Origin of the sequence: Pedococcus ginsenosidimutans (genome assembly GCF_039544395.1) — a bacterium.
GTDB lineage: Bacteria > Actinomycetota > Actinomycetes > Actinomycetales > Dermatophilaceae > Pedococcus > Pedococcus ginsenosidimutans.
This window is the reverse complement of sequence record NZ_BAABLO010000005.1, coordinates 196,260-216,302: the sequence shown is the minus strand read 5'-3', so window position 1 is coordinate 216,302 and position 20,043 is coordinate 196,260. Positions and strand designations below refer to the sequence as shown.

General features: G+C 73.2%; 21 protein-coding genes. 8 read left to right on the top strand and 13 right to left on the bottom strand.

The window, feature by feature from the left end; translation table 11 throughout:
* Nucleotides 1–31 precede the first annotated feature (31 nt).
* The 5 genes from ABEA42_RS09945 to ABEA42_RS09925 form a co-directional block, all read right to left on the bottom strand.
* Complete coding sequence (locus ABEA42_RS09945; RefSeq protein ID WP_345502931.1) at nt 32–526, bottom strand: hypothetical protein; 495 nt, start codon at nt 524–526, stop codon at nt 32–34.
* Nucleotides 527–555: 29 nt separating this feature from the next.
* Nucleotides 556–915 carry a hypothetical protein gene (locus tag ABEA42_RS09940; protein WP_345502930.1) on the bottom strand — a complete coding sequence of 120 codons (360 nt, stop codon included), beginning with the start codon at nt 913–915 and terminating at the stop codon, nt 556–558.
* A gap of 50 nt (nt 916–965) precedes the next feature.
* Complete coding sequence (purM, locus tag ABEA42_RS09935) at nt 966–2,078, bottom strand: phosphoribosylformylglycinamidine cyclo-ligase (RefSeq protein ID WP_345502928.1); 1,113 nt, start codon at nt 2,076–2,078, stop codon at nt 966–968.
* A gap of 93 nt (nt 2,079–2,171) precedes the next feature.
* Nucleotides 2,172–3,710, bottom strand: a complete 1,539-nt coding sequence (gene purF, locus ABEA42_RS09930) for an amidophosphoribosyltransferase (RefSeq protein WP_345502926.1) — start codon at nt 3,708–3,710, stop codon at nt 2,172–2,174.
* Between the two features lie 30 nt (nt 3,711–3,740).
* A complete protein-coding gene (locus tag ABEA42_RS09925) occupies nt 3,741–3,971 on the bottom strand; it encodes a hypothetical protein (RefSeq protein WP_345502925.1) in 231 nt (76 codons plus the stop codon).
* Nucleotides 3,972–4,048: 77 nt separating this feature from the next.
* Here ABEA42_RS09925 and ABEA42_RS09920 point away from each other — a divergent pair, with 77 nt between their 5' ends.
* The 4 genes from ABEA42_RS09920 (at nt 4,049) to ABEA42_RS09905 (ending at nt 7,939) form a co-directional block, all read left to right on the top strand.
* Complete coding sequence (locus ABEA42_RS09920; RefSeq protein WP_345502924.1) at nt 4,049–5,626, top strand: molybdopterin-dependent oxidoreductase; 1,578 nt, start codon at nt 4,049–4,051, stop codon at nt 5,624–5,626.
* Between the two features lie 207 nt (nt 5,627–5,833).
* Complete coding sequence (locus ABEA42_RS09915) at nt 5,834–6,475, top strand: fasciclin domain-containing protein (RefSeq protein WP_345502922.1); 642 nt, start codon at nt 5,834–5,836, stop codon at nt 6,473–6,475.
* 25 nt (nt 6,476–6,500) lie between these two features.
* The gene (locus ABEA42_RS09910; protein WP_345502920.1) at nt 6,501–7,097 is read left to right on the top strand and encodes a sigma-70 family RNA polymerase sigma factor; all 597 of its coding nucleotides are present in this window, start codon (nt 6,501–6,503) and stop codon (nt 7,095–7,097) included.
* Nucleotides 7,094–7,939, top strand: a complete 846-nt coding sequence (locus ABEA42_RS09905; RefSeq protein WP_345502918.1) for an anti-sigma factor — start codon at nt 7,094–7,096, stop codon at nt 7,937–7,939. The genes ABEA42_RS09910 and ABEA42_RS09905 overlap by 4 nt, the downstream gene beginning before the upstream one ends.
* Here ABEA42_RS09905 and ABEA42_RS09900 read toward each other — a convergent pair.
* The gene (locus ABEA42_RS09900; protein ID WP_345502916.1) at nt 7,932–8,804 is read right to left on the bottom strand and encodes an LLM class flavin-dependent oxidoreductase; all 873 of its coding nucleotides are present in this window, start codon (nt 8,802–8,804) and stop codon (nt 7,932–7,934) included. The genes ABEA42_RS09905 and ABEA42_RS09900 overlap by 8 nt on opposite strands.
* A 69-nt stretch (nt 8,805–8,873) precedes the next feature.
* On the opposite strand from ABEA42_RS09900, the gene ABEA42_RS09895 reads away from it, so the two are divergent.
* The 3 genes from ABEA42_RS09895 to ABEA42_RS09885 are packed head-to-tail and all read left to right on the top strand — an operon-like array spanning nt 8,874 to nt 11,778.
* Nucleotides 8,874–9,920 carry a zinc-dependent alcohol dehydrogenase family protein gene (locus ABEA42_RS09895; RefSeq protein ID WP_345502915.1) on the top strand — a complete coding sequence of 349 codons (1,047 nt, stop codon included), beginning with the start codon at nt 8,874–8,876 and terminating at the stop codon, nt 9,918–9,920.
* Between the two features lie 2 nt (nt 9,921–9,922).
* On the top strand, nt 9,923–10,723 hold the full coding sequence (locus tag ABEA42_RS09890) for a spermidine synthase (RefSeq protein WP_345502913.1): 801 nt from the start codon (nt 9,923–9,925) through the stop codon (nt 10,721–10,723).
* A 17-nt stretch (nt 10,724–10,740) separates the two neighbouring features.
* Complete coding sequence (locus ABEA42_RS09885; protein WP_345502911.1) at nt 10,741–11,778, top strand: Gfo/Idh/MocA family protein; 1,038 nt, start codon at nt 10,741–10,743, stop codon at nt 11,776–11,778.
* A gap of 22 nt (nt 11,779–11,800) precedes the next feature.
* Here ABEA42_RS09885 and ABEA42_RS09880 read toward each other — a convergent pair whose 3' ends face one another.
* The 5 genes from ABEA42_RS09880 to purS all read right to left on the bottom strand — a co-directional run bounded on the left by ABEA42_RS09880 (nt 11,801) and on the right by purS (nt 16,875).
* The gene (locus ABEA42_RS09880; protein ID WP_345502909.1) at nt 11,801–12,163 is read right to left on the bottom strand and encodes a sterol carrier family protein; all 363 of its coding nucleotides are present in this window, start codon (nt 12,161–12,163) and stop codon (nt 11,801–11,803) included.
* 253 nt (nt 12,164–12,416) lie between these two features.
* On the bottom strand, nt 12,417–13,598 hold the full coding sequence (locus tag ABEA42_RS09875) for a sensor histidine kinase (RefSeq protein ID WP_345502907.1): 1,182 nt from the start codon (nt 13,596–13,598) through the stop codon (nt 12,417–12,419).
* Between the two features lie 51 nt (nt 13,599–13,649).
* Nucleotides 13,650–15,950 (bottom strand): phosphoribosylformylglycinamidine synthase subunit PurL, encoded by a 2,301-nt coding sequence (purL, locus tag ABEA42_RS09870; RefSeq protein ID WP_345502906.1) that lies wholly within the window; start codon nt 15,948–15,950, stop codon nt 13,650–13,652.
* Nucleotides 15,947–16,618: a phosphoribosylformylglycinamidine synthase subunit PurQ gene (purQ, locus tag ABEA42_RS09865; RefSeq protein WP_345502905.1), complete on the bottom strand. Its 672-nt coding sequence runs from the start codon at nt 16,616–16,618 to the stop codon at nt 15,947–15,949. The genes purL and purQ overlap by 4 nt, the downstream gene beginning before the upstream one ends.
* Nucleotides 16,615–16,875 (bottom strand): phosphoribosylformylglycinamidine synthase subunit PurS, encoded by a 261-nt coding sequence (gene purS / locus ABEA42_RS09860; protein ID WP_345502903.1) that lies wholly within the window; start codon nt 16,873–16,875, stop codon nt 16,615–16,617. The genes purQ and purS overlap by 4 nt, the downstream gene beginning before the upstream one ends.
* 200 nt (nt 16,876–17,075) lie before the next feature.
* Between purS and ABEA42_RS09855 the strand changes: the two genes are divergently transcribed.
* Nucleotides 17,076–17,504 carry a nitroreductase family deazaflavin-dependent oxidoreductase gene (locus ABEA42_RS09855; RefSeq protein WP_345502901.1) on the top strand — a complete coding sequence of 143 codons (429 nt, stop codon included), beginning with the start codon at nt 17,076–17,078 and terminating at the stop codon, nt 17,502–17,504.
* An 89-nt stretch (nt 17,505–17,593) separates the two neighbouring features.
* Here ABEA42_RS09855 and ABEA42_RS09850 read toward each other — a convergent pair whose 3' ends face one another.
* Nucleotides 17,594–18,976, bottom strand: a complete 1,383-nt coding sequence (locus tag ABEA42_RS09850; protein WP_345502899.1) for a pyridoxal phosphate-dependent decarboxylase family protein — start codon at nt 18,974–18,976, stop codon at nt 17,594–17,596.
* 83 nt (nt 18,977–19,059) lie between these two features.
* The gene (locus ABEA42_RS09845) at nt 19,060–19,956 is read right to left on the bottom strand and encodes a phosphoribosylaminoimidazolesuccinocarboxamide synthase (RefSeq protein ID WP_345502897.1); all 897 of its coding nucleotides are present in this window, start codon (nt 19,954–19,956) and stop codon (nt 19,060–19,062) included.
* Nucleotides 19,957–20,043: the final 87 nt, after the last annotated feature.

Genomic DNA, 20,043 nt, shown 5'->3' with positions numbered 1-20,043 from the left:
GCCGTCCGCGGGCGCGGACTGCCTCGGGAAGTCAGCGACCGCGCCCGAAGGAGTCCGGAGTGCTGGGGCCACCGGTGTAGTCGAGGTAGACGACGCGGACGGTCAGCGGGGTCCTCCACCGCTCGGCGAACCCGCTGTCGGTCCACGGTTCCTCGGGCGCGACGGGGTCGCTGCCGTCCCACGTGGCATACCCGCCGAAGAGGCCGAACGAGGCCTCGGCGACGACCACGAGGTCGGCGAGGTGACGCAGCGTCACAGGGTCGACGGCGGCCAGGAAGGCCCCCGGGGAGCGCCGCTCCCCCAGCGTCACGAGGTGGGCCAGCGCCCTGACCTGGTCGCGGTCGAGCCGCAGGCCCGCCACGAGGCCGTCCTGCACGGCTGCCAGGACGAGACCGCGCTCGCGCCACCGCAGCTGCGGGAGGGCCTCGACGTGCGCCACCTCCAAGGCATCGGCGGGTGCGGTGCGCAGCAGGTAGCGGTACTGGCGCACCACGACGTCCTCGCGCTCGGCCGACCCCGCGTCCACGTCACGACGGTACGCCGGCGCCTGCCCATCTAGAAGGGGCCGAGACCCAGCCCGAGGGCCAGGACGGCCCCGCCTGCCGCGGCCCCGAGCAGGCCGGTCGTGAGGCCTGCGAGCCACCGCGGGGTCAGGCCCTCGGCTGCTCCCGCGACCACCCACCCGAGGCCCCAGGAGACACCGAGGCAGACCAGGACGGCCGCACCGGTGGTCGCCGTGATCCGCGTGGTGTCCAGGGGGTGCTCGGGCGTCACCGCGCCCACCACCGCACCCACGAACCCCAGCAGCGCGGTGAACGCCATCGCCACGAGCACGAGAACGAGGGCACCCAGCGAGCCGACGGCCGCCGACCAGCACCACGCCGTGGTCGACCGGGGGCTGCGGGGGCTGTCCATGGCGGCCAGTGTGGCGGCCGACCGGGGGCTCGCCCCATCCGCGCCGCTACTCAGGCGGGGTGGTCCCCCACGACCTGCACCGCGCCGCCGTCGACGCCCTTGGCGCCGTGCACGATCTCGACGCCGGCCTCCGGCGTCGCGCCCTCCAGCTCCTCGACCTCGCCGAGGACCCAGGCGGGGATGCCTCGGGAGGAGAGCTCACGGGTGGCTGCGTCGACCTGTTCGGCGGGGAGCATGGCGACGAAGCCGACGCCCATGTTGAGCGTGCGCTCGAGGTCGGCCCGCGGCACCTGACCGAGCGCGCCGATGGTGGAGAACACGGCCGGCGGGGTCCAGGTCGAGCGGTCGAGGCGGGCCAGGACGCCCTGCGGCAGGACGCGGGCCAGGTTGGCCGCGAGGCCGCCGCCGGTCACGTGCGACAGGGCGTGGACGTCGATCCCGTCGGTGCGGACGAGGTCGAGCAGGTCCGCGGCATACACGCGGGTGGGGGTGAGCAGCTCCTCACCCAGGGTCTGCCCGAAGTCCTCGACGTGGCGGTCGAGCTGCCAGCCCGCCGAGGCGACGACGCGCCGGACGAGGGAGTAGCCGTTGCTGTGCAGGCCGCTGGAGCCCAGCGCCAGGACGACGTCCCCGGGGCGGACCCGGTCGGGGCCGAGCACGTCGGCGTACTCGACGACCCCGGTGGCGGCGCCCGCCACGTCGTACTCGTCGGGCTCCAGGAGCCCGGGGTGCTCGGCGGTCTCGCCGCCCACCAGGGCGACCCGGGCCTGCTCGCACGCCGCGGCGATGCCGGAGACGATCGCCGCGACCCGCTCGGGCACGACGCGGCCCGTCGCGATGTAGTCGGTCATGAACAGCGGCTCGGCCCCGCAGACGACGATGTCGTCGACGACCATGCCGACGAGGTCGAACCCGATGGTGTCGTGGCGGTCGAGCGCCTGGGCGATGGCGACCTTGGTGCCGACCCCGTCGGTGCTCGTGGCGAGCACGGGACGCGTCATCCCCGCGAGGGCACTCGCGTCGAACATGCCGGCGAACCCTCCGAGGCCACCGAGCACCTCGGGCCGGGTGGCCCGCCGGACGGAGGCCTTCATCAGCTCGACGGCCCGGTCCCCGGCCTCGACGTCGACCCCGGCGGAGGCATAGGTGATCGGTTCGGTCATCGAGGGGTCCTCCGGCTGGTGCGGCTGGTCGGTGTGGTCACGCGTCGGGTCTGGTCACGCTGGACATCGGGTCACGGGGCGCGGCGCGCCGCGTCAGGGTCGGCTGAGGGCGTCCGACGCGCCGCCGGCGACCCCGAGGCTCACGCCGTCGACGTCGAGCGGCAGGGTCTCGAAGAGGTTCTTGCCGAGACGGCTCGAGTCGGGCAGCTCGATCGGGTAGCGCCCGGAGAAGCAGGCCGTGCACAGCTGGTCGCGGGGCTGCTCGGTGGCCGCGACCATGCCCTCCTCGCTGATGTAGCCGAGGGAGTCGGCACCGATCGAGGTGCAGACCTCCTCGACCCCGATGCCCGTGGCGATGAGCTCGGCCCGGGTCGCGAAGTCGATGCCGTAGAAGCAGGGCCAGCGCACCGGCGGGCTCGAGATCCGCACGTGCACCTCGGCGGCGCCGGCCTCGCGCAGCATCCGGACGAGCGCCCGCTGGGTGTTGCCGCGCACGATCGAGTCGTCGACCACCACCAGGCGCTTGCCCTTGATGACCTCGCGCAGCGGGTTGAGCTTGAGGCGGATGCCGAGCTGGCGGATCGTCTGCGACGGGGCGATGAACGTGCGGCCCACGTAGGAGTTCTTGACCAGGCCCTGGCCGTAGGGGATGCCCGACTCCTGCGCGTAGCCGATCGCCGCCGGCGTGCCGGACTCCGGGGTGGGCATCACGAGGTCGGCCTCGACGGGGTGCTCACGTGCGAGCGCGCGCCCCATCTCGACGCGCGACTCGTGGACCCCGCGGCCGTTGATGGTGGTGTCGGGGCGGGCGAGGTAGACGTACTCGAAGACGCAGCCCTTGCGGGCGGTCTCGGCGAAGCGCTGCGAGCGCAGGCCGTCCTCGTCGATGGCGATGAGCTCGCCCGGCTCCACCTCACGGATGAGCGAGGCCCCGACGATGTCGAGGGCCGCCGTCTCGGAGGCGACGACCCAGCCGCGCTCGAGGCGACCGAGGACGAGGGGACGGATCCCCTGCGGGTCGCGGGCGGCGTACAGGGTGTGCTCGTCCATGAAGACGAAGCAGAAGGCGCCGCGCAGCTTGGGCAGCAGCTCCATGGCCGCGGCCTCGAGCGAGCGGTCGGGGTCGTCGGCGAGCAGTGCGGTCACCAGCGCGGTGTCGGTGGTGTTGCCGCGGACCAGCTCACCGCCGCCGTGGTTGTAGCCCTCGGCCTTGCGCTCGGCCACGAGCTCGCGCAGCTCGGCGGAGTTGATGAGGTTGCCGTTGTGGGCGAGGGCGACGGTGGACTCGGCGTGGCCCCCGAGCGTGGGCTGGGCGTTCTCCCACGTGGAGCCGCCGGTGGTGGAGTAGCGGCAGTGGCCGACCGCGAGGTGCCCGCGCAACGAGGCCAGCGAGCGCTCGTCGAAGACCTGGGAGACCAGCCCCATGTCCTTGTAGACGAGGATGCTGCGCCCGTCGGAGGTCGCGATGCCGGCCGACTCCTGCCCGCGGTGCTGCAGCGCGTAGAGCCCGTAGTAGGTGAGCTTGGCCACCTCCTCGCCGGGAGCCCAGACGCCGAAGACCCCGCAGGCGTCCTGCGGGCCCTTCTCACCGGGAAGGAGGTCGTGCGTCAGCTGTCCGTCGCCGCGTGCCACGTGGCTCAGTCTCCCACAGCGCCGAGGGGGTCAGTCGCGGCGTTCCAGCAGGACGGCGACGACCGCGGCGACCAGCCCGAGGACGCAGGCGCCCAGGATCCCGAGGAAGAGCACCGCCGAGGAGTCGCTGAAGCTGCGCCCGTACTCGGTCGTGTCCCGGCTGCCCCCGAAGTGCGCGACCACGGATCCGAGCACGAAACCGAGGATCGCCCCGGTGGCGATGAACGCGACGAAGTTGGGCCGGCGACGGGTGGGAGGCACGCCACCACGCTACCCGGCCGCCGCAGGGCATCCCGACCCGTACCCATCCACAGCGGGGGCGAGTACGAATGACGTCCATGCAGCCGACCACGAAGACCCAGCGCCTCGGGTACGCCGTGTGCGGCCTCCTCGCCGCCCTGACGGGTATGGCGGTGGGCCACCTCGTCGCCGCCTTCGTCGACCCCGCGTCCTCACCCGTCCTCGCCGTCGGGTCGACCGTCATCGACGCCACGCCCACCCCGGTGAAGGAGTGGGCGGTCCGGAGCTTCGGGACGGCCGACAAGGCGGTCCTGCTCAGCAGCGTGGCCGTGGTGACGGCCCTGGCGGCCATGGCCATCGGCCTCGTCGCCCGCCGCCGGCAGGGCCTCGCCGGCGTGCTGGTGGTGGCCCTCGCGGCCCTTGCCGGGCTCGCCGCCATCCTGCGACCCACGGCCTCCCCCGCCGACGTCATCCCGGCCTTCGCTGCCGCCGTGGTCGGCATCGGGGTGCTCAACGGCCTGCTGCGCCTGCTGCCCGGCCACCCCCCGGCCACGACGTCGACGCACGACCACGAGTCCCCCCTCGACCACTCCGCCCAGGCGGACGGGGTGCCCTCGACCACCGGCCGCCGCACCTTCCTCGTCGGCGCCGCCGGGGCGACCGTGGGCGCCGCCGCGGTGGGCGCCCTGGGGCAGCGCCTGGCCGCTGCCCCCACGCTGCCTGCCTCGGTGAGCCTGCCCGCCCCCGCCAGCGCGGCGCCGGCGCTGCCGACCGGGCTCGACGGCAAGGTCAAGGGCATCACGAAGTTCGTCACCGACCCCAAGGACTTCTACCGCGTCGACACCGCCCTGGTCATCCCGCGGGTGGACGTCGCCAGCTGGAAGCTCGAGATCGGCGGTGAGGTGGAGCGGCCGTTCTCCCTGACCTTCGACGAGCTCGTGAAGATGCCCATGGTCGAGCGCGACATCACCCTCAACTGCGTCAGCAACGAGGTCGGCGGTCCCTACATCTCCTCCACCCGCTGGCAGGGCGTGCTGGTGCGCGACCTGCTGAAGCGCGCGGGCGTCAAGCAGGGCGTCGACCAGATCTTCAGCGAGTCGACCGACGGCATGACCATCTCGACCCCCATCGAGGCCCTCACCGACGACCGTGACGCCATGGTGGCCGTCGCCATGGGCGGCCAGCCGCTGCCTGCCCGCCACGGCTTCCCAGCCCGGCTCGTCACCCCCGGGCTGTACGGGTTCGTGGGCGCGACGAAGTGGCTGACCAAGCTGACCGCCACCACCTACGCGAAGGACAAGGCGTACTGGACGCAGCGCGACTGGGCGACGGACGGGAGGGTGAAGACGCAGGCCCGCATCGACACCCCTCGCGGCCTCGCGACCTACGCCCCCGGCACCATCGTGGTGGGGGGAGTCGCCTGGGCGCAGGGCCGCGGCATCGAGGAGGTCGAGGTGCAGGTCGACAAGGGCCCGTGGCAGAAGGCCACGCTCGGCCCCGACGGTGGGACCGACTACTGGCGGCAGTGGTACTGGGCCTGGGACGCCAAGAGCGGGCGCCACGACATCACCGTGCGCGCCACCGACGGCACCGGCACCGTCCAGACCGCCGAGCGCGCCGACCCCTTCCCCGGGGGCGCCTCCGGCTACCACTCGATCGTCGTCATCGTGTCCTGACGAATCCACTACTGCTGCAACGGAACCCCTGCCATCGTGCGTCGAGGCAGGGGTTCCGTCACGTCCAAGGAGGTGAGCCCTGCGCCCATGGCGCCACCGGGAGCCTGCGGAGACCGATTTCGAAAATAGTTGGGGGAGAACCCAATCCGACCTCGCCGCAGGGCCGAATGCCCGGTGTCAGAACGTCACCAAGCAAGGAGCCACATCATGCGACTCGCTCGCCGCAGCACCATCGCTGCCCTCAGCCTCGCCCTCCCGCTCTCCCTCGCGGCCTGCGGGAACTCCGGTTCGGACACCGCTGCCTCGTCCTCGTCGTCCTCGATGCCGAGCTCCAGCAGCTCGAGCTCCTCCTCGTCGTCCTCGTCTGACGACATGATGGCCAAGCCGTTCGGGGCGGGCTGCTCCGCGGTTCCCGCCGACGGGAAGGGCTCCTTCTCCGGCATGGCCACCGACCCGGTCGCCACCGCCGCGAGCAACAACCCGGTCCTGTCGACCCTGGTCACCGCCGTGGGCGAGGCCGGCCTCGGCGAGACGCTGAACTCCGCCAAGGACATCACGGTCTTCGCGCCGAGCAACGACGCCTTCAAGGCGGTCCCGAAGGCGACCATGGACGCCGCGATGAAGGACCCCAAGGGCCTGCTGACCAAGGTGCTCACCAACCACGTGGTCGAGGGTCGCCTGACCCCCGACAAGCTGGCCGGCGACCACAAGACCCTGGGCGGCGGGACCATCACCGTCTCCGGCTCCGGGGAGTCCTTCAAGGTCGGTGAGGCCAACGTGATCTGCGGCAACGTCCAGACCGCCAACGCCACGGTGTACATCATCGACGGCGTCCTGCTCCCGAAGTAAGCCCGGATCGGTGATGATGGTGTCCATGGCAGCGACTTCCCCCGGCCCCACCCCGGCATGGGGAGGTCCTGCCGTGGCGCCGGACCTCTCCGAGCTCCTGCGGGCCTGCGCCCTCGGCGACGAGTCGGCCTTCGCCCGGCTGTACGACGCGGTCTCCTCCCGTGTCTACGGCCTGGTGCTCCGGGTCGTCCGCGACCCGGCGCAGTCCGAGGAGGTCGCCCAGGAGGCACTGCTCGACATCTGGCGCACCAGCGCCCGGTTCGACCCCGAGCGGGGCAGCGCGGTGAGCTGGATGCTCACCATCGCCCACCGCAAGGCGGTCGACCGGGTGCGGTCCGCGCAGGCGTCGACCGACCGCGACAGCAGCTACGGATCCCGCCACCAGGAGCGCTCGTACGACCAGACGGTCGAGACCGTCGAGCGGCGCTTGGACGCCCAGCGGGTCCGCAACGCGATGGACGTCCTCACCGACACCCAGCGCAAGGCCGTGGAGCTCGCCTACTTCGGCGGGTACACCCACACCGAGGTGGCCTCACTCCTCGGCGTCCCGCTCGGGACGGCCAAGACCCGAATACGTGACGGATTGATCCGCCTGAGAGACACCCTGGGGGTGCAGCAATGAGTGCCGACGTCCACAGCCTTGTCGGCGCCTATGCAGTCGACGCGATCGACGAGCAGGAGCGCGCCGCATTCGAGCTCCACCTCGCCGAGTGCCCCGAGTGCCGCGCCGAGGTCGCCAGCCTCGTCGAGGCCGGTGCCCAGCTGTCCCTCGTGAGCCAGACCGCTCCCCCGCCGGCCATGCGGGCCGCGGTCCTCGCCGGGATCCGCACCGTCCGTCCCCTGCCGCCGCTCGAGCAGCCCGCAGCTGCCGGGCACCAGCTCCAGGGTGTCGGCCGGGACCCCGACGCCCCCGCAGCACGCATCCCGGTCGTCATCGACGACGACGACGCCGAGCCGACCCCCACCGCCCCGGCCGCGGACCTTCCCGCCAACGTGGTCCCGATGCGGCGTCGACGCCCGGTGGCCGAGTGGCTCGTCGGTGCAGCAGCCGCCGTTGCCCTCATCGCCGGGGGCATCGCGTGGAGCCCCTGGGACGACGGTGCCGGCAAGGCGCCGGTCTCCGCCTCGGAGCAGGTCCTCGAGGCCAAGGACGCCCAGCGCGTCGTCCAGAACATCGGCGGCGCCAGGGTGACCGTCGTGCGCAGCGCCTCGCTGCACAAGGCCGTGGTGGTCGCCGACAACATGGCGGCCGCACCCACCGGCAAGGACTACCAGTTCTGGTTCGACCAGCCCGGCAAGGGCATGGTCAACGCCGGCGTCATGCCCCACGGCTCGGCCCCGACGCTGACGGTCATGCTCGAGGGTGACGCAGCCACCGCGTCGGGGGCGGGCATCACGCTCGAACCCGCCGGCGGTTCACCGGAGCCGACGAGCACCCCGCTGGCGCTCTTCTCCTTCAGCTGACCGAGCGCAGGTCGTCGAGCCTCTCGGCGACCTGCGCCAGCACGGCCTCGGAGCCGGCGTACGGCTCGTCCGGCCGCGGCCAGTGGGTGACGACGTCGGTGAACCCGAGCCGCGCTGCCCGGCCCACCATCTCCTCGAAGAGCCCGGCGCTCTCGAGCGAGAAGCGCGGCGAGCCGTCGAGCGACAGGTAGCGGTCGAGCGGCTGGTCCCTGTCCGCGGTGGCCTCCGCCTCGTCCAGGAGCCGGCCCAGCGCCTCGACGCCCGACCACCACTGCTCGAGCGTGTCGCCGCCGCGGCCGTAGGTCACCCAGCCCTGCCCGTACCGCGCGGCCAGCCGCAGCGACCGGGGGCCGTTGGCCGCGACGAGGAAGGGCAGCCGCGGCTGCTGCACGGCGCCGGGCAACGTCCTCGCGTCGGCGGTCGTGTAGTGCTCCCCGCGGTGGTCCACGTGGTCCTCGCGCAGGAGGCGGTCGAGCACCTCGACGAACTCGTGGAACCGGTCGACCCGCTCCTTCAGCGGCCGGTCCTCGCCGAGGATGCGTGAGTCGAGGTCGCCGCCGGTGCCGAGCCCGACGACGAGCCGGCCGCCGGACACGTCGTCGACCGCGAGCAGGTCGCGCAGGAACGTGTAGGGGTGGCGGTAGTTCGGCGAGCTCACGAAGGTGCCCAGCCGGATCCGCGAGGTGACCGTGGCCGCCGCGGTCAGCGTGGGCAGCGCGCCGAACCACGGGGCGTCGGGCAGCCCGGCCCAGACCAGGTGGTCGTAGGTCCAGGCGTGGTCGAACCCGTACTCCTCCGCCCTGCGCCACAACGGGGCGGCCTCGGTCCAGCGGTGCTCGGGGAGGATGGTGATGCCGACGCGCATGCCGCGACCGTATCCCGCGGGGCCGACCGGGCGGCACCCGCGCCGGCACCCCGTGGGAGGCTGGGCACCATGAAGGCCACCGTCCTGCACGCCCCCGGAGACGTCCGCCTCGACGAGGTCCCGGACCCCACCATCGCCAAGCCCACCGACGCCGTCGTGCGCGTCACCGCCGCCTGCGTGTGCGGCAGCGACCTGTGGCCCTACCGGGGCATCAACGACGTCAGCGAGCCGTCACGCATCGGCCACGAGTTCGTCGGCGTCGTCGAGGAGGTCGGCAGCGAGGTGCGCAGCCTGCGGCCCGGCGACTTCGTCATCGCGCCGTTCATGTACTCCGACAACACCTGCCCCCACTGCCGTGTCGGCATCCAGTCGCGGTGCGACCACGGCGGCTTCTGGGGCGGCCCCGACCCCGACGGGGTCCTGGCGGACGGCGGGCAGGGCGAGTACGTCCGCGTGCCGCTCGCCGACGGGACCCTGGTCTCCACCCGCGAGGCCCCCGACGACTCGATGGTCCCCTCGCTGCTCACCCTGTCCGACGTCATGGGCACGGGCTGGCACGCCGCGGTCGCGGCGCGCGTGGCGGAGGGAGACACGGTGGTCGTGGTCGGCGACGGCGCGGTCGGCCTGTGCGGCGTCCTCGCGGCGGCCCGCATGGGCGCCGAGCGCATCATCGCCATGTCGCGCCACCAGCCGCGGCAGGCGGTGGCCCGTGGGTTCGGGGCCACCGACGTGGTCGAGGTCCGCGGCGACGAGGCGGTCGCGGCCGTCCTCGAGCTCACCGGGGGCGTCGGCGCGGACGCCGTGCTCGAGTGCGTGGGCACCAAGGAGTCGATGCTCACCGCCATCTCCGCGGCCCGACCCGGTGCGACGGTCGGCTACGTCGGCGCCCCGCACGGCGTCGAGTACCCGGTGCGGGACATGTTCGTGCGCAACGTCGGCGTCGCCGGGGGCATGGCTCCCGCCCGCCAGTACCTGCCCGACCTGCGCGACGACGTCCTCGCCGGTGTCATCGACCCCGGCCGGGTGTTCGACCTCGAGCTGCCGCTGGCCGAGGTCGCCGAGGCCTACGCCGCGATGGACGAGCGACGCGCCATCAAGTCGCTGCTGCGGCCCTGACCGTGGCGCCCGTCGAGCTCGTCGACGACGGCAGCGGCGGCACCGTCGTCATGATGGACGGGCACCCCCAGTCGCACGTGCAGCTCGACGACCCCCGCCTGCTCGTCTTCGAGTACGTCCAGTTCCTCGCCGCGCTGGTCGACGCGCTGCCGCAGGGGCCGCTGGTCGTCACCCACGTCGGTGGCGCCGGCCTCACCCTGCCCCGGTACGTCGCCCACACCCGCCCCGGCTCGCCCCAGGTCGTCCTGGAGCCGGACGTCGAGCTCACCCAGGCGGTGCGCGACCACCTCCCGCTCCCCCGCGGCCACCGCATCCGGGTGCGGCCGGTCGACGGCCGCGCCGGGCTGCCCGCCCTCGCCGACGCCAGCGCCGACCTCGTGGTGGTCGACGCCTACGCCGACGGCCGAGTGCCCGCCGAGCTCGTGTCGACGCAGTGGTTCACCGACGTGCGCCGCGTGCTGCGCCCCGGCGGCCTCCTGCTCATGAACACCGCCGACGAGCCGAACCGCCGCCACCTCGCCCGGCTCCACGCCTCGGTCGCGCAGGTGCTGCCGCACACCGCCGCCGTCGCCACCTCGGAGGTGCGCAAGGGCCGCCGCTTCGGCAACACCGTCCTGGCCGCGAGCGCCGTACCCCTGCCGCTGGAGGCGATGACGCGCCGCGTCGCGATGACCGCCTTCTCCGCCACGCTGCTCCACGGCGAGCAGCTCGCCCGGGCGCTGGGGTCCGCCCGGCCCTTCGGCGACGAGGACGCCCAGGCCTCGCCGCAGCCCCCTGCCGTGGACCGGTGGCGGGTGCGCTGATCCGGCAGGATCGACCCATGTCCTCCGCCCACGTGTGCCTGCCGCCGACCCGTACCCCGGACCCCATGGAGGCGCCGGTCCTGCGCTGGGGCGTCATCGCCCCCGGTGGCATCGCGCGGGCGTTCGTCGCGGCCCTGCAGGCACGGACGCGCCAGGAGGTCCGGGCGGTGGCCTCGCGCAGTGCCGACCGCGCCGCGTCGTTCGCCCGGGACTTCGGGGTGCCGGCGGCGTACGGGTCGTACGAGGAGCTCGTGGCCGACCCCGAGGTGGACGTCGTCTACGTCGCCTCACCGCACAGCGAGCACGCCGCCCACGCGCAGCTGGCGCTGGAGGCGGGCAAGCCGGTGCTCGTGGAGAAGGCGTTCACCCGCAACGCCGCGGAGGCCCGCGCGGTGTTCGAGACGGCGGGCAGCCAGGGGCTCTTCGCGATGGAGGCGATGTGGACGCGCTTCCTGCCGCACGTGGACGTCGTGCGGCAGTGCCTCGAGCAGGGGCTGCTCGGTGAGGTGCTCATGGTCGCCGCCGACCACGGCCAGCGGCTCCACCCCGACGGTCCCCAGCGGCTGTCCGACCCCGCGCTGGCCGGTGGCGCCCTCCTCGACCTCGGCGTCTACCCACTCTCCTTCGCCTCGATGGTCCTGGGCAGCCTCACCGACGTCAGGGCGACCGGGTCCCTGACCCCGCAGGGGGTCGACGCCCAGGAGACCGTCGTCGTCCGCAACGCCGCGGGTGCCCTGGGACTGCTCGGGGCCAGCATGGTCGCGAGCACGCCGACGACGGCGTCGGTGTCGGGGACCACCGCGAGGCTCGAGCTCGCGACACCGTTCTTCGACCAGTCCACCCTCCGCCTGGTCGGGCCCGACGACGAGGTGCTCGACGTCCTCGAGCCCGCCGAGCGCGAGCACGGCCTGCACTTCGAGGCGGCCGAGGCCGCGCGCTGCATCGCTGCCGGCGCGACCGAGTCGCCGCTCATGCCGTGGTCGGAGACCGTGTCGGTCATGGCGGCCATGGACGAGGTACGGCGCCAGCTGGGGGTCCGCCTCCCCGGCGAGTGAGCGCCCTCAGGCGAATGCGCCCTCAGGCGAGGGGCATGTGCTGGTCCAGGTCGGCCCGGTGGCCGCTGACCCGCAGGCTCCCGGCGTCCCACGCCGACTGCCAGCTCACCAGCCCCGTGGCCACCTCGAGCCACGTCTGGGCGTCCGTCTCGACGACGTTGGGGGGCGTCCCGCGGGTGTGCGTCGTCCCCTCCACGCACTGCACCGCGCCGTACGGGGGCACCCGCACCTCCACGCTGCGCCCGGGGGCCACGGTCGCGAGCTCCTCGAGGGTGTAGCGCACGGCCGTGGCGACGTCCTCCCTCGCGGTGTCGGCGCCCTCGCTGCGCCAGCGCTCGACCGCGGAGCGTCCGGCGGCGACGGGGACTCGGCGACGCGGTGGCATACCTGCATCGTAGGTGGCGGCGCGGCGCAACTCGTGGGCGAACTCGGGCCCGTTCGGTGACCCGGCAATGGGTAGTTCTACCCATCGACGCTGTCGGCGCCCGGTCGTAGTCTTCGACGCAGGGGACACCAAGGGGACGAACGGTCCGGCCGCGCGGCGGGGGAGCGCGACCGGACCGCTCGCACGTCAGGGGACCGCTCGGACGTCAGGGGACCGCTCGGACGTCAGGGACCGCCGGGCCGTGACGGGGCGGTCAGCCGTCCTCTGGCCGGGGCAGCGACACCCACACGCAGGCCCCGCCGAGCTCGGAGTCCGTGATGCCGATGCGGCCGCCGTGGGACTGCACGATCCTGCGGCAGGTGCTCAGCCCGATGCCGAGGCCCTCCACCGACTGCTGCTCGTCGCCGCGCGCCAGCAGCTCGAAGACGCGCTCGCGGTCGGCCGCGGGCACCCCGGGGCCGTTGTCCTCGACCGTCAGCCGCCACCCGCCGGCCACGGCCTCGGCCGCCACGCGGACGACAGGACGCTGACCCCCGGCCGCGCTGAACTTCACCGCGTTGGCCAGGAGGTTCTGCAACAGGGCGCGCAGCAGCGTCGCGTCGCCCGTGACCGTGGGCAGCGTCCCCACCTCGACGTCGGCGCCACGGTCGTCGACCTCCGAGGAGAGGTCCTCCAGGACCGCCTTGGCCTCGCGCTGCAGGTCGACCGGGCCCGTGCCCACTCCCCCGCCGATCCGGGCGAAGGCCAGCAGGTCGCCGATCATGGCCGTCATCCGCGCCGCCGAGGACTCGGCACGTGCCAGGGCCTCGGCGGTGGCGGGCATCTCGGCCATGCCCGGGCTGTCGGCTGCGATCTCGAGGAACCCGACGAGTGCGGCGAGCGGGTTGCGCAGGTCGTGGCTCACCTGCCCGGCGAAGTGCGTCAGCTGCTCGTTGGACCGGGCGAGCTCCCGGGACACCCGTCGAAGCTCCAACACGTCGACGACCTGCTCGGCCAGGACGTCGAGGGCACGCGTCGCCGGGGCGGACAGGCCGCGGGGGACGTCGTCGAACACGCACAGGGTGCCGATCGGCGTGCCGGTGGGCGTCACCAGGGGGCTGGACGCGTAGAACCGCACGTTGGCGATGTCGCCCGTGACGAACGGGTTGGTGGCGAACCGCTCGTCGAGGCGCGCGTCGGGCACCGCGACGGGGTGGGGGTCGGCGAGGACCCTGGCGCACATCGAGTCCTCGCGGGCGCAGACGCTGGCCGCGAGGCCCACGGCCGCGACCTGGTGCTGGTGCCGGTCGTCGATGATGTTGATGACTGCCGTCGGCACGTCGCACACCGCCGCGGCGAGCTCCACCAGCCGCTGCAGCTCCGGCTCCGGTCGCCTTCCCACGACCTCGTACTCGTCGATCGCCTCGCGTCGTGCGAGGTCCTGCCCTGAGCTCACGAAACTCCTCGGTCGCGTTTCCGGTCTGGTCGCCCCCCGGTCCCGGCCGTCCTAGCGGCCGAAGACCTCCGGCAGCGTACGGGTGTGCGCGTCGCGAAGCGCGGCGAGACCCACCGAGAAGTGGCCCTGGACGTCGATGCCGTCGGTCTGGTCGTCGACCACCCCGATGCGTGCGTGCACCTGGCCGCGCGCGGTGCACATGTCGGTGAACCGCACCTCCTCCGAGCGCGGGACGCTGACCACGACGCGGGCCGTGGACTCGCTGTACAGCGCGGTGAAGGCGTCGATGCCGTCGCGCTCGCACACCTCGTCGAGCCAGATCCGCGCCCCCACGCCGTAGCGCATCGTCGCCTCGGCGAGGGCGACCGCGAGGCCACCGTCCGAGAGGTCGTGGGCGGCGTCGACGAGGCCGTCGCGGCTGGCGTTGACGAGGATCTCCCCGAGCAGCTGCTCGGCGGCGAGGTCGACCCGCGGCGGCAGGCCGCCGAGGTGGCCGTGGACGACGTGCGCCCACTCGCCACCCGCGAGCTCGTCACGCGTGGTGCCGAGGAGGTAGACGACCTGGCCCGGCGTCTTCCAGCCGGACGGGGTGCGGCGGGCCACGTCGTCCATGACGCCGAGGACGCCGATGACCGGGGTGGGGTGGATCGCCGTGTCACCCGTCTGGTTGTAGAAGCTGACGTTGCCGCCGGTGACGGGGATGCCGAGCGTCTTGCACCCCTCGGCGATGCCCTTGACCGCCTCGCGGAACTGCCACATCACGCCCGGGTCCTCCGGGGAGCCGAAGTTGAGGCAGTCGGTGACGGCGAGCGGGGTGGCACCCGCCGTGGCGACGTTGCGATAGGACTCCGCCAGCGCGAGCTGGGCCCCCGTGTAGGGGTCGAGCTTGGCGAACCGGCTGTTGCAGTCGGTGGAGATGGCGACGCCCCGGCCGGTCTCCTCGTCGACGCGGACCACGCCGGCGTCGTCGGGCATGGCCAGCGCGGTGTTGCCGAGGACGTAGCGGTCGTACTGGTCGGTGACCCACGACTTGTCGCACAGGTTGGGCGAGGCGAGCAGGGTGAGCAGGTCGGCCTTGAGGCCTTCGCCGTCGACCGGCTTCGCGAGGGTGCCGGTGCCGTTGGCCTGGAGCTGGTCGAGGTAGGCGGGGCGGGCCAGCGGGCGGTGGTAGGTCGGGCCCTCGTGGGCGACCGAGCGCGGCGGCACGTCGACGATGACCTCGCCGTGCCAGGTGATGACGAGGTGGTCGCCGTCGGTGACCTCGCCGAGGACCGTGGCCTCGACGTCCCAGCGGTCGGTGATGGCCATGAACTCGTCGAGCTTGCCGGGCTCGACGACCGCCATCATGCGCTCCTGGCTCTCCGACATGAGGATCTCCTCAGGTCGCAGCGAGGCGTCGCGCAGCGGCACGCGGTCGAGCTCGATCTGCATGCCGCCGTCGCCGTTGGACGCCAGCTCGCTCGTGGCACAGGACAAGCCCGCACCGCCGAGGTCCTGGATGCCGTCCACGACGTGTGCGGCATACAGGTCCAGGCAGCACTCGATGAGCACCTTCTCCGCGAACGGGTCGCCGACCTGGACCGCGGGGCGCTTGGTCGGCCCACCCTCGTCGAAGGTCTCCGACGCGAGGACCGAGACGCCGCCGATGCCGTCGCCACCGGTCCTGGCGCCGAAGAGGACGACCTTGTTGCCGACGCCGGACGCCTTGGCGAGGTGGATGTCCTCGACGCGCATGGCGCCGACGCACAGGGCGTTGACGAGTGGGTTGCCCTGGTAGCAGTCGTCGAAGACGACCTCGCCGCCGATGTTGGGCAAGCCGATGCAGTTGCCGTAGCCACCCACGCCGGCGACGACGCCGGGCAGCACGCGCTGGGTGTCGGGGTGGTGGAGGTTGCCGAACCGCAGCGGGTCCATCACGGCGATCGGGCGGGCACCCATCGACATGATGTCGCGGATGATGCCGCCGACGCCCGTGGCCGCACCCTGGTACGGCTCGACGTAGGACGGGTGGTTGTGGGACTCGACCTTGAAGGTCACCGCCCAGCCGTCACCGATGTCGACGACACCGGCGTTCTCGCCGATCCCCACGAGGAGCTTCTCGCGCATCTCGTCGGTGGTGTTCTCGCCCCAGAGGGAGAAGTGCACCTTGGACGACTTGTACGAGCAGTGCTCGCTCCACATCACGGAGTACATCGCGAGCTCGGCGCTCGTGGGACGGCGACCGACGATCTCGCGGATCTCGGCGTACTCGTCGGGCTTGAGGCCGAGCTCGGCCCACGGCTGCTCGGTGTCGGGGGTGTCCGCGGCGTGCGAGACCGTGTCGAGGGTCGGACGGTCGACCTGGGCCGTCATGCTGAAACCACCTGTCGCAGAACAGAAGTGAAGAAGGGGAGACCATCGGTCGAGGGGCCGTAGCCCTCCTCGACGCAGTGCTCGGGGTGGGGCATGAGGCCCACGATGTTGCCGCGGTCGTTGGTGATGCCCGCGATGGCGCGGTACGAGCCGTTGGGGTTGTCGCCGGCGTACCGGAACACCACGCGGCCCTCGCCCTCGAGCTCGTCGAGGGTTCGCTCGTCGGCGACGAAGCCGCCCTCGCCGTTCTTGAGGACGATCTCGATCTCCTGGCCGGCCGCGAAGTCCGACGTCCAGGCGGTGGAGGCGTTCTCGACGACGAGCCGCTGGTCGACGCAGTTGAACTTGCGGTGGTCGTTGCGGATCAATGCACCCGGCAGCAGGTGGCTCTCGCAGAGCACCTGGAACCCGTTGCAGATGCCGAGGACCGGCAGGCCGCCCTGGGCGGCGGGGACGAGGGCGTCCATGACCGGCGCGAACCGGGCGATGGCCCCGCAGCGCAGGTAGTCGCCGTACGAGAACCCACCCGGGAGGATGACCGCGTCGACGCCCTTGAGGTCGGCGTCGCCGTGCCACAGGCTGACGGCCTCGCCACCGACGGCCCGGACCGCACGGGCGGCGTCACGGTCGTCGAGCGAGCCCGGAAACGTGACGACCCCGACCTTCACTGGTCGGGGTCCTCGGCACTGCGGACGCTGACGACGTCCTCGATCACCGGGTTGGAGAGCAGCTTCTCGGCCGCCTCCCGCGCCGCGGCGAGCACCTCGTCGGTGACCTCGCCGTCCACGGTGAGGACGAAGCGCTTGCCCTGCCTCACGTCGGTGAACTGCTCGAAGCCGAGCCGGGGGAGCGCCCCGTTCACGGCCTGCCCCTGGGGGTCGAGGATCTCTGGCTTCAGCATGACGTCAATGACGACGTGGCCCATTCGGGTGTCTCCTGGGTTGATGCGGGGTCCAGCGCGGGGGATGGCGCGGGGTGAAGGCGTCGGCAGTCTATCCGGGCTGGGCGGTGCGGCTGCGCGCCCGGTCACCGCAGCCGCCCGCGCGGTCGCGGCGGGCGGTGATTGACACCGCACCCGGCGGGGAGGAGCGTCCGGCAGGGAGAGCAGGAGGCACCATGAACCCCGTGGCCAGGACCCTGATGCGTACGGCGTCGAAGCTCGCCGTGGCCGTCTACAAGGTGTCGGGCGGACGTGTCGGCGGGCGGGCGGCGGGAGGGGTTCCGGTGCTCCTGCTCACCGTGGCAGGAGGCAAGACCGGCCAGCCGCACACCACGGCCGTCGGGTACTTCGAGCACGAGGGTGGCTACCTCGTCGTCGGGTCGGCAGGCGGCCTGCCCCAGGACCCGCAGTGGTTCAAGAACCTGCGCGCCGCCGGCTTTGCGCAGGTCCAGGTCGGGCGGCAGGTGCGGCAGGTCACCGTCCGCGAGCTCGTCGGCGCCGAGCGCGACGCCGCCTGGACGGACGTCGTGCTCGTCCGGTGCCCGCCGTTCGGCAGGTACGAGACGAAGACGACGCGGAAGATGCCGCTGGCGCTGCTGACCCCGTCGTCCTGACGACGTGTCGCGGCCCGAGGCGCACACCGACGATCGGCCCGACGGCCGGTTGGGTTCTGGCGACCGGCCCGGCATCCGTCAGGTGCCGGTCAGCCGCGGGCGGCCGCGAGCGCAGCGAGGACGGAGGCGACGGTGCGGTCGACGTCCTCGGCCGTGGTCATCCACCCCGAGACCGAGATCCGCATGACCGCCCTGCCGTCCCAGGTGCTGCCGCCGAGCCATGCCTCGCCCGCGTCCTGGACGCCGGCGACCACGGCGCGGGTCACGTCGTCGGAGCCGTCGAAGCGGACGAGCACCTGGTTGAGCACGACGTCGTTGAGCACCTCGACGCCGGGGTCGGCGTCGGCGAGGCTCGTCGCGAAGCGCAGCGCGTGCCCGCACGACCGGTCGACGAGGTCGGCCACACCGCGGCGGCCGAGCTGGACGAGCGCCGCCCAGACCGCGAACCCGCGGGCCCTGCGCGAGGCCTCCGGCACGTATCTGTAGGGGTCGCGCCCCGCGCCCGGCACGACGTACGGCGCCTCCCAGGACATCGCGGCGACGTGGGAGTCCGGGTCGCGGGTGGCCACGAAGGCCCCGTCGTAGGGGACGTTGAGCCACTTGTGGCAGTCGGTGGCCCACGAGTCGGCCCGGTCGACGCCCTCGACGAGGGGCCGCAGCCGGTCGCTGGCCCCGGCCCACAGACCGAACGCGCCGTCCACGTGCAGCCAGGCCCCCGCTGCGGAGCAGAGGTCCGCGATCTCGGCGAACGGGTCGAAGGCCCCGGTGTTGACGTTGCCCGCCTGCGCGCAGACGATGACCGGCCCGCGGTCGCGGCGCAGCACGCGCTCGAGCTCCCCGGGCAGCATGCGTCCCTGGTCGTCGCTGGCGGCGACGTCGGGCCGGCTCCCGAGCCCCACCAGCCGCAGTGCCTGGGCGACGGTCGCGTGGGCCTGGCCACCGAGGACCACCTGGACCGGGGGCGCGCCCTGCAGGCCGTCGGCCTCGACGTCCCACCCGGATCGCGCGAGGACCGCGTGGCGGGCGGTGGCGAGCGCGGTGAAGTTGGCCATCTGCGCACCCGTGGGGAAGCCGTAGGACGAGCCCTCGGGCAGGCCCAGCAGCTCCAGCAGCCAAGGCCCGGCGGCCTCCTCGGCTGCTGCCGCGGCCGGTGACATCACCTCGAGCCCGGCCACCTGGTCCCAAGCCGACGCGAGCCAGTCCGCGGCCATCGCGGCCTCGAGGGTGCCGCCCACGACGTACCCGAAGTAGCGCGGCCCGCTCGAGGCGACCAGTCCCGGGCCGGCCGCCGCCACGAGCCGTGCCACGACGTCCTCGGGGGCGCTCCCGTCGGCCGGGAGCGGACCGGAGAAGCCGTCGAGGCGTGCGGCGGGAGCGGTCGGTCCGACCCGGCGGTCACGCAGTCCGTCGAGGTGGGCGCGGGCAGCCGAGCTGGCGACCGCGAGGGCTGGGTGGTCCTCCAGGTCCTCCACGTCCGCAGGCTACGCCCGGCCGCCGGTCAGGAGAAGGTGCCGGGAGTTGGCAGGAGGTGGTGGGAGCTGGAGCCCGCGAGGGGTCAGGAAAAGGTGCGCCCGGTGAGCCGCTCGTAGGCCTCGACGTACTTCGCGCGGGTCTGCTCGACGACGTCCGCGGGCAGGTCCGGCGGGGCCTCCCCCGAGGACCGGTCCCAGCCGCTCGCCGGGGAGGTCAGCCAGTCGCGCACGTACTGCTTGTCGTAGGACGGCTGGGCGTGGCCGGGCTCCCACAGGTCGGCCGGCCAGAACCGCGACGAGTCCGGGGTCAGCACCTCGTCCGCGAGCACCACGTCGTCGCCGTCGAGGCCGAACTCGACCTTGGTGTCCGCGATGAGGATCCCGCGCTCGGCAGCGATCTCGTTGCCGCGCGCGAGGATGGCGGTGGTGAGGCCCCGGACCCGGTCGGCCAGCGAGGCACCCACCGCCGCCTCCACGTCGGCGTACGGCATGGGCTGGTCGTGCTCGCCCACGGGTGCCTTGGTGGACGGGGTGAACACCGGCTCGGGCAGGCGCGACCCGTCGAGGAGCCCCTCGGGGAGGGCCACGCCGGAGACGTGGCCGTCGGCGCGGTACTCCACGAGCCCACCGCCGGTGAGGTAGGCGCGAGCGACACACTCCACGGGCAGCATCTCCAGGCGCCGCACGAGGACGGCCCGGCCCTCGACCGCGGCAGGGACGTCGGTCGACACGACGTGGTTGGGCACGAGGTCGGTGAGCCGCTCGAACCACCACAGCGACAGCTGGGTCAGCACCTTGCCCTTGTCGGGGATCGGGGTGTCGAGCACGAAGTCGTAGGCCGACATGCGGTCGCTGGCGACGAGCAGGAGCTGGTCGGCGCGCGGGGCGCCGGAGTCGTCGAGGGGGGCGTAGAGGTCGCGGACCTTGCCCGAGTAGACGTGGGCGTAGCCGGGGAGCGCGAGCGGCTGGGAGGACGTCATGGCCGACATCCTCCCAGCCGCCCGCGCCCGAGGGTGCGCTGGTCCGACCCGCGGCTTGACTTCAAGTCCACTTGAACTTCGAGGATG

Excerpts from the sequence above, each read along its gene's own strand:
- ABEA42_RS09845 (WP_345502897.1), bottom strand. The coding sequence starts at position 19,956 with ATGACGTCCTCCCAGCCGCTCGCGCTCCCCGGCTACGCCCACGTCTAC.
- ABEA42_RS09880 (WP_345502909.1), bottom strand. The coding sequence starts at position 12,163 with ATGCCACCGCGTCGCCGAGTCCCCGTCGCCGCCGGACGCTCCGCGGTC.
- purM (WP_345502928.1), bottom strand. The coding sequence starts at position 2,078 with ATGACCGAACCGATCACCTATGCCTCCGCCGGGGTCGACGTCGAGGCC.
- ABEA42_RS09895 (WP_345502915.1), top strand. The coding sequence starts at position 8,874 with ATGAAGGCCACCGTCCTGCACGCCCCCGGAGACGTCCGCCTCGACGAG.
- ABEA42_RS09900 (WP_345502916.1), bottom strand. The coding sequence starts at position 8,804 with ATGCGCGTCGGCATCACCATCCTCCCCGAGCACCGCTGGACCGAGGCC.
- purL (WP_345502906.1), bottom strand. The coding sequence starts at position 15,950 with ATGACGGCCCAGGTCGACCGTCCGACCCTCGACACGGTCTCGCACGCC.
- ABEA42_RS09905 (WP_345502918.1), top strand. The coding sequence starts at position 7,094 with ATGAGTGCCGACGTCCACAGCCTTGTCGGCGCCTATGCAGTCGACGCG.
- ABEA42_RS09885 (WP_345502911.1), top strand. The coding sequence starts at position 10,741 with ATGTCCTCCGCCCACGTGTGCCTGCCGCCGACCCGTACCCCGGACCCC.
- ABEA42_RS09920 (WP_345502924.1), top strand. The coding sequence starts at position 4,049 with ATGCAGCCGACCACGAAGACCCAGCGCCTCGGGTACGCCGTGTGCGGC.
- ABEA42_RS09940 (WP_345502930.1), bottom strand. The coding sequence starts at position 915 with ATGGACAGCCCCCGCAGCCCCCGGTCGACCACGGCGTGGTGCTGGTCG.
- purS (WP_345502903.1), bottom strand. The coding sequence starts at position 16,875 with ATGGGCCACGTCGTCATTGACGTCATGCTGAAGCCAGAGATCCTCGAC.
- ABEA42_RS09910 (WP_345502920.1), top strand. The coding sequence starts at position 6,501 with ATGGCAGCGACTTCCCCCGGCCCCACCCCGGCATGGGGAGGTCCTGCC.
- ABEA42_RS09915 (WP_345502922.1), top strand. The coding sequence starts at position 5,834 with ATGCGACTCGCTCGCCGCAGCACCATCGCTGCCCTCAGCCTCGCCCTC.